The sequence below is a fragment of the Nocardia sp. NPDC004722 genome, assembly GCF_053601505.1.
Map to the genome: position 1 here is coordinate 1 of NZ_JBSGBY010000334.1, position 9,268 is coordinate 9,268.

8 protein-coding genes and 1 tRNA gene are annotated in these 9,268 nt (G+C 69.2%); 7 read left to right on the forward strand and 2 right to left on the reverse strand.

The features are described 5' to 3' along the window. Positions 1-91: 91 nt before the first annotated feature. From ACWELQ_RS27970 to ACWELQ_RS28000, 7 genes are all read left to right on the forward strand, one after another. A tRNA-Thr gene (locus tag ACWELQ_RS27970) sits at positions 92-164 on the forward strand. Positions 165-336: 172 nt separating this feature from the next. Further along, entirely contained in the window at positions 337-1,425 is a 1,089-nt protein-coding gene (locus tag ACWELQ_RS27975; RefSeq protein WP_452400018.1) for an ABC transporter substrate-binding protein, read from the forward strand. Next, entirely contained in the window at positions 1,422-2,438 is a 1,017-nt protein-coding gene (locus ACWELQ_RS27980) for an ABC transporter permease (RefSeq protein ID WP_452400019.1), read from the forward strand. The genes ACWELQ_RS27975 and ACWELQ_RS27980 overlap by 4 nt, the downstream gene beginning before the upstream one ends. Further along, on the forward strand, positions 2,432-3,274 hold the full coding sequence (locus tag ACWELQ_RS27985; protein ID WP_452400020.1) for an ABC transporter ATP-binding protein: 843 nt from the start codon (positions 2,432-2,434) through the stop codon (positions 3,272-3,274). Before ACWELQ_RS27980 ends, ACWELQ_RS27985 begins: the two co-directional genes overlap by 7 nt. Then, positions 3,271-4,680, forward strand: a complete 1,410-nt coding sequence (locus tag ACWELQ_RS27990; RefSeq protein WP_452400021.1) for a PLP-dependent cysteine synthase family protein — start codon at positions 3,271-3,273, stop codon at positions 4,678-4,680. The genes ACWELQ_RS27985 and ACWELQ_RS27990 overlap by 4 nt, the downstream gene beginning before the upstream one ends. After that, positions 4,677-5,360 carry a YcnI family protein gene (locus ACWELQ_RS27995; protein ID WP_452400022.1) on the forward strand — a complete coding sequence of 228 codons (684 nt, stop codon included), beginning with the start codon at positions 4,677-4,679 and terminating at the stop codon, positions 5,358-5,360. The genes ACWELQ_RS27990 and ACWELQ_RS27995 overlap by 4 nt, the downstream gene beginning before the upstream one ends. A 2-nt stretch (positions 5,361-5,362) precedes the next feature. Then, a complete protein-coding gene (locus ACWELQ_RS28000) occupies positions 5,363-7,120 on the forward strand; it encodes a copper resistance CopC/CopD family protein (protein WP_452400025.1) in 1,758 nt (585 codons plus the stop codon). Positions 7,121-7,122: 2 nt separating this feature from the next. Here the strand turns inward: ACWELQ_RS28000 and ACWELQ_RS28005 are convergent, their stop codons facing one another. Both ACWELQ_RS28005 and ACWELQ_RS28010 read right to left on the reverse strand, forming a co-directional pair. Continuing rightward, positions 7,123-8,187: an NAD(P)H-dependent amine dehydrogenase family protein gene (locus ACWELQ_RS28005; RefSeq protein ID WP_452400023.1), complete on the reverse strand. Its 1,065-nt coding sequence runs from the start codon at positions 8,185-8,187 to the stop codon at positions 7,123-7,125. 25 nt (positions 8,188-8,212) lie between these two features. Beyond that, the gene (locus ACWELQ_RS28010) at positions 8,213-9,001 is read right to left on the reverse strand and encodes an SDR family oxidoreductase (protein WP_452400024.1); all 789 of its coding nucleotides are present in this window, start codon (positions 8,999-9,001) and stop codon (positions 8,213-8,215) included. Between the last annotated feature and the right edge of the window lie 267 nt (positions 9,002-9,268).

Genomic DNA, 9,268 nt, shown 5'->3' on the forward strand with positions numbered 1-9,268 from the left:
CCGCCTGACCACCGGCGTGTCGCGGATCACCCCGGGCACCCGTTTTCGCGATTCGGGCACAAGACGATAGACTCGCACCGCCGGAAGGCACGCCGCCCTAGCTCAGTCGGTAGAGCGCTTCACTCGTAATGAAAAGGTCAGGGGTTCGATTCCCCTGGGCGGCTCGGATGAGAGGCGAGGACCATGTGGTCCTCGCCTCTTTTGCGTTGGCGGGGACTTGTGTTCGTGGTGAGGGGAAATCTGTTCGCGGGTGGGTCGCTTTGCGAATCTGACGTCGAGGCGTTCGGCACCGAATAGAGGGTGCGGGGCGCGGTGCGACGATGGAGGGTTGCGGCGATGGCGGGCGAGAACGAGCAGGGCGCCGCGGGGCGCGAGGCGGACGAGTCGGAGGACTTGGGAGCGCCTGCGGAGCTGGAGGTTCCGACGCTGTCGCGGCGGAAGTTGTTCGCGGGGGCGGGGATTGCCGCGACGGTGGTGGCCGGTGGTGGGCTGGGGGCTTGGCTGACCACGCGTCGGACGCCCGGGTCGGGGCCGGTGAATCGGGCGTTGAAGATCGGGTTCGGGGGCGGGGTGTGTGAAGCGCCGCTGTTCGCGGCGCTGCACCAGGGGATTTTCGAGAAGCACGGGTTGAAGGTCGAGGTGGTCAAGACCGGGGCCGATGAGATCAAGGACGCGGTCGGGGCGGGGAAGCTGGATGCCGCGCCGGGGATCTTCTTCTCCTGGTTGAAGCCGATCGAGCAGGGTATCGACGCCAAGCTCGCGGCGGGGCTGCACGAGGGGTGCCTGCGGATCATCGTGGCGCCCGACAGCCCGATCAAGTCGGTGGCGGAGTTGCGCGGCAAGACCATCGGGGTGGGCGCGATCGGCGATTCGTCGATGTCGTTCTTCTCGCTGGATCTGCTGGACGCGGGGATCAATCCGAGTCAGGACGTGGAGTGGCGGGTGTTTCCCGGCGATCAGCTTGGCGATGCGCTGACACGCGGCGAGATCCAGGCGGTCGCGGGCAGCGATCCGAATGCGTTGCTGCCCACGTTGAAAGGCAAGGCGCGCGAGCTCACCAATAATCAGCAGGGCGCGAACCGGCAGTTGTTCTGCTGCGCGACGGCCCTCAACGGGCGGCTGCTGCGCGAGGATCCGGATACCGCGCGGGCGCTGGTCACGGCTTGGGCCGAGGGAAGCCGCTGGGTGGGCGCGAATCTGGGGCAGACCGCGGCGCTCGAGGTGGACAACAAGTATGTGGCGGCGGATCTCACGGTCGTCGAGTCGACGCTGAAGACCTACGGGTACAACCCGTCCGCGGTGAAATTCAAGCCGGAGATCACGCCGGGCATCGAGAAGTTCGCCAAGACCGGATATCTGGATCGCAAGACCGACTCGCGGGTGCTGGCCGACAAGGTATTCGCGGATCTGGGTTTGACGTGGTGACGACCGCTCCGGCGGAAAGCGTTGCCGCCGAGGCGGAGCAGCTGGCGGCGGGACCCGCCGTGGTCCGGTATTCGCCGACGCTCGGGTTCGTGACGGCCTGGTCGCTGTGGGTGCTGACGGCGGCGGTGACGCTCGTCGTCCCCGACCGATTGACCGCGGCCGCGCCGACCGCGGCGGGAATCCTGTTCGCCGCCATCGCCTTCGGGCTGACCGCCTGGGCGGCAATCGCCTATCGCAGCCGGGAGGCGACCGTGCGGCTGCGGCACTGGACGCCATGGCTCGGGGTGCTGGCGGCATGGATCCTGGTGTGGGAGTACAGCACCGCCAAGACCGGCTGGCTGGAGCCGCCGCATTTCGCGTCGCCGCAGCAGATGCTGCTGGTGTTCTGGGAGGACGGCGGGCTGCTGCTGTCGTGCACCTGGCATTCGCTGTTGCTGCTCATCACCGGCTTCGCGATCGGCGCGGTGGGCGGGCTGCTCACCGGTATCGCGACCGGATGGGCGCGGAGCGTCGCGTACTGGACGCATCCGATTCTGTTGACGCTGGGGCCGGTGCCGCCCGCGACGATTCTGCCGGTGGTGTTCATCCTGTTCCCGAGCACGTATCTGGGCAGTGTGTTCATGGTGGCGCTGGGTGTCTGGTTCCCGGTGGCGTTCCTGACCCGGGTCGGTGTGTCGGGGGTGGCCCGCGGGTATTTCGATGTGGCGCAGACGCTCGGCGCGTCGAATCGCTTCCTGATCTGGCGGGTGGCGGTGCCGGGTGCGCTGCCGAGCATTTTCACCGGGCTGTTCATGGGATTGTGCGCCTCGCTGACGGCGCTCGCGGTGGCGGAGCTGCTCGGGGTGAAGAACGGGCTGGGCTGGTACATCCAGTGGACGAAGGGGTGGGCGGCGTATCCGCGGATGTACGCCGCGATCGTGATCATGATCGTGGTGTGCTGCACCGCGATCAGCGGACTGCTGCGGGTGCGCAATCGCGCGCTGGCCTGGCAGAAGGATCTGGTGCGATGGTGAGCGACGGAATCGCGATCGACATCGACGGTGTGTCGCACCAGTTCTCGGTGGACGGGGCACGCAAGCGCAGCGTGCTGGATCGGGTGCTGGGGCGGCCCGCGCCGGAGCCGACGCGGGCGCAGCAGTTGGGTCGACTGCGGGTGCTCACCGATATCTCGCTGCGCATCGAGCCGGGGCAGTTCGTGGCCTTGCTGGGGCCGTCCGGGTGCGGGAAGTCGACGCTGCTGCGGCTGCTGGCCGGACTGGACCGGCCCTCGCGCGGCACCCTGCGGGCCGACGGTGAGCTGATCACGGCACCGGATCCGCACCGGGCCTTGATGTTCCAAGATCCGACGCTGTACCCGTGGCGGACCGTCGAACAGAATGTGGCGCTGGGTCCGCAGGCACGAGGCACGCTGGCCGCCGAGCGCAACCAGGTCGCTGAGGCGCTGGAACTTGTTGGGTTGGAAGGTTTCCGGGATTCCTACCCGGCGCAGCTGTCCGGCGGCATGGCACAGCGGGTGGCATTGGCGCGGGCGCTGGTGAACCGGCCGCGGCTGTTCCTGCTCGACGAGCCGCTCGGCAAGCTCGACGCGCTCACCCGCGCCACCCTGCAAGGCGAGATCGCGCGGCTGTGGGAGCGGGACCGATTCACCGCGGTGCTGGTCACCCATGACGTGGACGAGGCGCTGCGACTGGCCGACCGGGTCGTGGTGTTCACGCCGCGACCCGGAAAGGTGGTGCGGGACTTGGCGATCGAGCTGCCCCGACCACGTGATCACGATGACCCCGAGTATCTACGACTGCGCCGGGAGCTGTTCGCAGCGCTCGGCGAGACAGGCAGGGCTGCCGCATGACCGGTGTTTCCACCCGCACCGCGGGCGTGTACGACTCCGTCGCCGAGGCCATCGGGAACACCCCGCTGGTGCGGCTGAACCGAGTGGTCGACGACATCTCGGCCACCGTGTACGTGAAGCTCGAATACCTCAATCCCGGTGGGAGCGTGAAGGATCGGGCCGCGCTCGGCATGCTGCTGGCCGCTGAGCGGGCCGGGGAACTGCGGCCCGGCGGGACGGTGGTGGAGGCCAGTTCCGGGAATACCGGGCTCGGGCTGGCGGCGCTGGCGGCGGCACGCGGGTACCGGACGGTGGTCGTGGTGCCGGATCGGGTGAGCGCGGAGAAGAAGGCGCTGCTGCGGGCACACGGGGCGGAAGTGCACGAGACGCCCGGGCTGCGGCCGGTCGATCATCCCGAGCATCTGCGGTCGGTTGCGTTGCGGCTGACCGAGGAGATTCCGGGGGCCTGGTTCGCGGGACAGTACGACAATCCCGCCAACCCCGCCGCGCACAAGGCCACCACCGGACCCGAGATCTGGGATCAGACCGGCGGGCGCATCACGCATTTCGTGGCGGGGGTCGGGACCGGCGGAACCATCACCGGGACCGGGGAGTATCTGAAGGAGGCGTCGGGCGGTGCGGTCCGAGTGATCGGGGCGGACCCGGTGACCTCCGTGTACGGCGGTGGGGACGGGCGGATCTGGTACGTCGAGGCGGTCGGGCACTTCCTGCACCCGGAGACGGCCGCCGATGAATGGCCGGAGTCGTATCACACGGAGGTGGTGGACGGGATCGAGCGGATCGCCGATGCCGAAGCCATTCGGGTACTGCATCGGATCGCGCGGGAGGAGGGGCTGCTGCTCGGCGGTTCGTCGGGGACGGCCATCGCGGCGGCGCTGCGGACGGCGCGGACGCTGGGGCCCGAGGACGTGGTCGTGGTCGTCGCGCCGGACTCGGGGCGGGCGTATCTGTCCAAGTACTACAACGATGAATGGCTGGGGAGCTTGGGATTCCCGCTCACCACGGGGGCGAGCGGGCCGACGGTCGGTGACGTGCTGGGCGATCTCGATCGGGACGCCGACCTGGCCGCTGTGCCTTCCGGGGCGACGGTGGCCGAGGCCCGGGCATTGCTCGGAAACGGTGCGGTCTTGCCGGTTGTATTGCAGCGCAGGGTATCCGGTCCGACCGTCGTGGCCGAGATCCTTGGATCCGTCACCGCGGAGGCCCTCGCCGACGCACCCGCTGGTGATCCGGTGAGCGCTCACCTGGGAGCACCGCTGCCGTTCGTCGGCACCACCGAGCCGCTGTCGCAGGCGCGGATTCGTCTCGCCGGGCATACGGCACCGGTTGTCATCGCACATGAAGGGCGGGCCATCGCGGTGGTCGCGGGGCTCGCCGACTCTACAGAACAGGAAGAAACACAGTGACATTCGCACGGTTGATCGCCGGCACGGTGCTGGTGGCCGGACTCGGACTCGCAGGAGCCGGGACCGCCGCCGCGCATGTCGGGGTCAGCGCACCCGACGCCGAGCCGGGCGGGTTCGCGGTGGTGACGGTGCGGGTGCCGACCGAGTCGGCGACGGCGGGCACGGTGAAGCTGGAAATCACACTGCCGCAGGATCATCCGCTGGCGGTGGTGCGCAATGAAGCTGTCGCCGGATGGGATGTGACGCAGAAGCGTACAACCCTGGGGACGCCTGTGGACAACGGGCACGGCGGCAAAGTCACCGACTACGTCTCCAGCGTCACCTTCACCGCGAAGGACGGAGTCTCGATCCGGCCCGGCGAATTCGGAGAGTTCAAACTGCAGGTCGGGCCGCTGCCGCACGTGAGTGAACTGGCGTTCCCGGCCATCCAGACCTACAGCGACGGCTCGGTGGTGTCCTGGATCGAGCGATCCTCCGACGGCACCACACCGGACAAGCCCGCACCCGTGCTGAAGCTTTCCGGCGGGCACGACGATGCCCACGAGCATCCATCCGCCACCCAGGACACCTCGGCGGCGCACCGGGATTCGCGGCTCGCCGTGGCGGCGCTGGTGGTCGCGCTCGGCGCGCTCGTCGTATCCGCCGCGCCGAAGCTCGGGCGTCTCCGCGTCAAACGTTGACGGTGCGTCGAGAATCGGTGCCGCTACCCGCTCGCGGCGCGCAGCGCGTGGTCGTGGTGCTGTGCGCCGTCGGCTTGATGCTGACCACGGTATTTCTCGGCGCCGCAACGGCTTCCGCGCACGCCGTGCTGGTCAGCAGTGACCCTGGCTACGGGGCGATGGTCGACCACGCGCCCACGCGGGTGTCGATCACCTTCGACGAACCCGTGACGGCCGCGCCGAACGCGGTCACCGTCACCGACCGCGACGGAACCCGCGCCGACGACGGCACGTCGACGACCACGGACAGTGGTCGGACGGTGGTGCTGCCCTTGCGATCCGGCCTGACCAACGGCACCTACCTGCTCGGCTGGTCACTACTGTCGGCCGACGGGCATGTGGTGGCGGGCTCCATCGTGTTCGGCATCGGCGTCCCACCCGACCTCACAGTGACAGCCACACCACCCGATCCGCTGATCGCCGCGCTCGACGTCATCGTGCGGCTACTGACCGCGCTCGGATACCTGGGAATCGCACTGGCCGTGGGCATTCCGGTGGCGGTCCGGCTGGTCTGGCCGGAAGCCGGAAAGACCCGGGCGGTCGGCCAACTGATCCGCATCGGCGCGACCACCACCGTGGTCACCGCCCTGGCGACCTTCGCACTCATCCCGGGTCGGCTCGCGGGCGCGGGCGGCTGGGGTGAGCCGCGTACGTGGGTACAGTCGGCGACCTCCTTGGTCGGCGCGGCCCTCCTGGCCAAGGCGGTGGGGGCGATAGCGCTCGCTTACGACGCCGACAGCGCGAAAGTCGTTGGGGAGGCGCCCGTATCGGGTGGCCCGGACAACTGGTTCGACCACGCGCGGGGTAAAACTGGGCGTGCCGGATTCATCTTCGCGGTGGCGGGAACCGTTGTGGTGCTGGGCCAAGCGGTGGGTGGGCATGCCGTGGCGGGGGAGTATCGGTGGGCGGCGGTGATTTCGACGGTGCTGCATGTGCTCGCCATGGCGGTGTGGGTCGGCGGGGTGGTTGTGGTGGGGCTGGCCTGGCGGACGCCGCGGCGGGCTCAGGTGGTGGCGCGGTTCGGATATGTGGCGGCCGTGGCGGTCGGGGTGCTGGTGGTCAGCGGGGTGTTCCAGGCGTGGCGGGCGGTGAGTCCGGTTGCGGCGCTGTGGAGTACGTCGTGGGGACTGCTGCTGATGGCCAAGGTGACTCTGGTCGCGGCCGCCTTGGGAGCGGCGCTGGTGGCGCGGCGAGCCGGGACATCAGAGATGCGAACCCGCGCCGTTGTGGGCCCGGGTGCAGGGGTGCACCTGTCGGGTTCCGCGCGGCGGTCGGGCGTGGGTACGGCCTGGGCGGTGCGCGCGGAACTGGGTGTGCAGGTCGCCGTGTTGGTGGTGACCGCATTGCTGACCGGGGTTGCGCCCGCACGGGATACGTATGATCCGCCGGTCGCGATGAGTGCGCAGGTCGGGCCGTTGCGGGCGGAGGTGCGGGTCGACGGGGCACACGCCGGGCGGCAGGAATTGACTGTGCGGCTGCGAGATTCGGCGGGGAATCCGGTGGGCGCGTTGGAGGTGACCGGGCGGCTGGAACGGGACGAGGGCGGTGTCGGGCCCGTCGAGGTGGTGTTTCGGCGGGTGGAACCCGTGGAGATCGGGCCGGATTACTTTGTGTCGCGGCCGGTTCGGGTGCCGGTGGCGGGGGAGTGGAAGTTGCGGTTGACCGTGGTGGCGGATCGGGTGAGTGGATACGCCGCCACGGTGCCTTATCGGGTGTGGTGAGGTCAGGAGACCAGGCCGCGGCCGGTGGTGAGAGGGAGGTCGGTGGCCGTGAGCAGGCCGGGGCGGGCCTCGATGACGGCCGGGACGGCGCTGACCAGGCGGGCTGCCGTGCCGACGATGCCCGCTTCGGCGTGGTCGCCGTTGCTGTAGAGCTGGAGGTCCAGGATGTAGTCGGGCTCGCCCTGGACTTCCACTCGGTAGCAACCCTTTCCGGCCGGTTGGGGCCAGTCGGGAGCCAGGTCGGGGTGCAGGCGGGTGGTGTGTTCGAGGCTGAGGATTTCGCGGCCCTTGCTGACGCCGTGTACCTGGAAGCGGAGCGCGGCGGCGGTGCCCGCGGCGACCGTGCGGCCGCCCACCTTCAAGTCCTCGGTCGCCGGAAGGCGCTCGAAATGCTGGGTGACGGTGTCGAGTTCGATGTCGAGGGCGGCGGCGAGCTGGCGGATGACGCTGCCCCACGCGAGGGTGAGCACGCCCGGTTGCAGCAGTAGCGGCAGGTCGTCGAGGGCGCTGCCGAAGCCCATGATGTCGAAGAGCACCTTGGGGTTGTCGTAGGTGGAGTAGTCCATCACCTCCGAGCAGATGATCTTGTCGATGCGCTCGGAGCCGCTGGTCAGCAGCAGCGGCAGCCAGTCGTTGGCCCAGCCGGGGTCGATGCCGTTGACCCACAGGGACGCGCCGCCCTCCTCGGCCGCCTCGATGATCGGGGCGATGGCCTCGTCCGGGAGCGTGCCGTACGGGAATTGCAGGAAGACGGGGCTGCTGGAGACGACATTGATGCCTGCGCGCAGGAAGGTCTTCAGATCCTCCACGGCCTCCATCAGCCGGTCGTCGGCCATGGCGGTGTGGACGATGCAGTCGGGTTTCAGGGCCAGCAGTGCGTCGGCGTCCTGGGTTGCGGTGACGCCGATCTCGCGGTCGAGACCGGCCAGTTCGCCCGCGTCCTTCCCGGCCTTGGCGGCACTGGACACCCAGACACCCACCAGGTCGAGTTCGGGACGGGCGATGATGGAACGCAGCGTGCGCCGGCCGACATTGCCGGTGCTCCACTGGACTACGCGATATGTCATGGGAGAACTCCTGGGGCGCGGCGGATCACAGATCGGGGATGGGGAGGTCCAGGTTGGGCGCGGCGATGCCGCCGTCGACCTCGAGCACCTTGCCGGTGACGTAGCCGCCCGCCCGCGAACTCAGGTAGACGATGGCGGCGGCGATCTCCCACGGCTCACCGAGGCGGTGCAGCGGGGTGGCGTCCTCCATCTGCTTCTTGATCTCCGGCTGCTGCGCAACGACTTCCAGCGCGGAGGTGAGCACCGAGCCGACCGCGATGGCATTGACGCGAATGCGCGGTGACAGGTCCGCGGCGGCCAGCCGGGTCCAGTGCGCGAGCGCGGCCTTGGCGGTGCCGTAGGCCAGGAAGCCGCGGCCCGGCGAGCGGCCCATCATCGAGGAGATATTGACGACCGAGCCGCCGTCGTTCTTCAACATGTGTGGCACCGCGGCCTGCGTGAGGGCGTGCGCGGTGGAGACATTGAAACGGAATGCCTCTTCGAGGAATTCGGGGGTCGTGGTGAGGAAGGTATTGGGCATGGTGCCGCCGACATTGTTGACCACGATGTCGAGGCGGCCGAGTTCGGCGGCGGCGGTCTCGGCCAGGGCGGTGACGGCGGAGAGGTCCGACAGGTCCGCGGGGACGGTGACGGCCTTGCGGCCCAGGGCGCGGATCTTGCCCGCCACTTCGTCGAGTTGGGAGGCGGTGCGGGCCGAGATGGCCACGTCCGCACCGGCTTCGGCGAGGGCGAGGGCGGTGGCGGCGCCGATGCCGCGGCCCGCGCCGGTCACGACGGCGACGCGGCCGTCCAGTCGGAAGGTGTCCAGGATCATCGCGAATTCAGTCCTTCTGGGTGACGACAGTCACAAGCAGCTTTAAGCATCTACTCTTAACCGTCAAGGAGAAGTTCTTTATTCGCTGGTGAACGGCTATCGTGCAGACTGTGGCAAGAGAGTTACCGGTGACCGGGGCGCGCGAGCGCAGCATTCGCGCGGCGGAGCCACTGATCGCCGCGCGCGGGCAGGCGGGGCGGCTGCGCGATCTCGCCGCGGCGGCCCGACAGCGACCCAATGCCGCCCTCCAGTACCCCTTCGGGTCCC

What these genes read in the sequence shown, in the direction of transcription:
- ACWELQ_RS27975 (WP_452400018.1), top strand. Translation starts at nt 337, where the DNA reads ATGGCGGGCGAGAACGAGCAGGGCGCCGCGGGGCGCGAGGCGGACGAG.
- ACWELQ_RS27985 (WP_452400020.1), top strand. Translation starts at nt 2,432, where the DNA reads ATGGTGAGCGACGGAATCGCGATCGACATCGACGGTGTGTCGCACCAG.
- ACWELQ_RS27990 (WP_452400021.1), top strand. Translation starts at nt 3,271, where the DNA reads ATGACCGGTGTTTCCACCCGCACCGCGGGCGTGTACGACTCCGTCGCC.
- ACWELQ_RS28005 (WP_452400023.1), bottom strand. Translation starts at nt 8,187, where the DNA reads ATGACATATCGCGTAGTCCAGTGGAGCACCGGCAATGTCGGCCGGCGC.
- ACWELQ_RS28010 (WP_452400024.1), bottom strand. Translation starts at nt 9,001, where the DNA reads ATGATCCTGGACACCTTCCGACTGGACGGCCGCGTCGCCGTCGTGACC.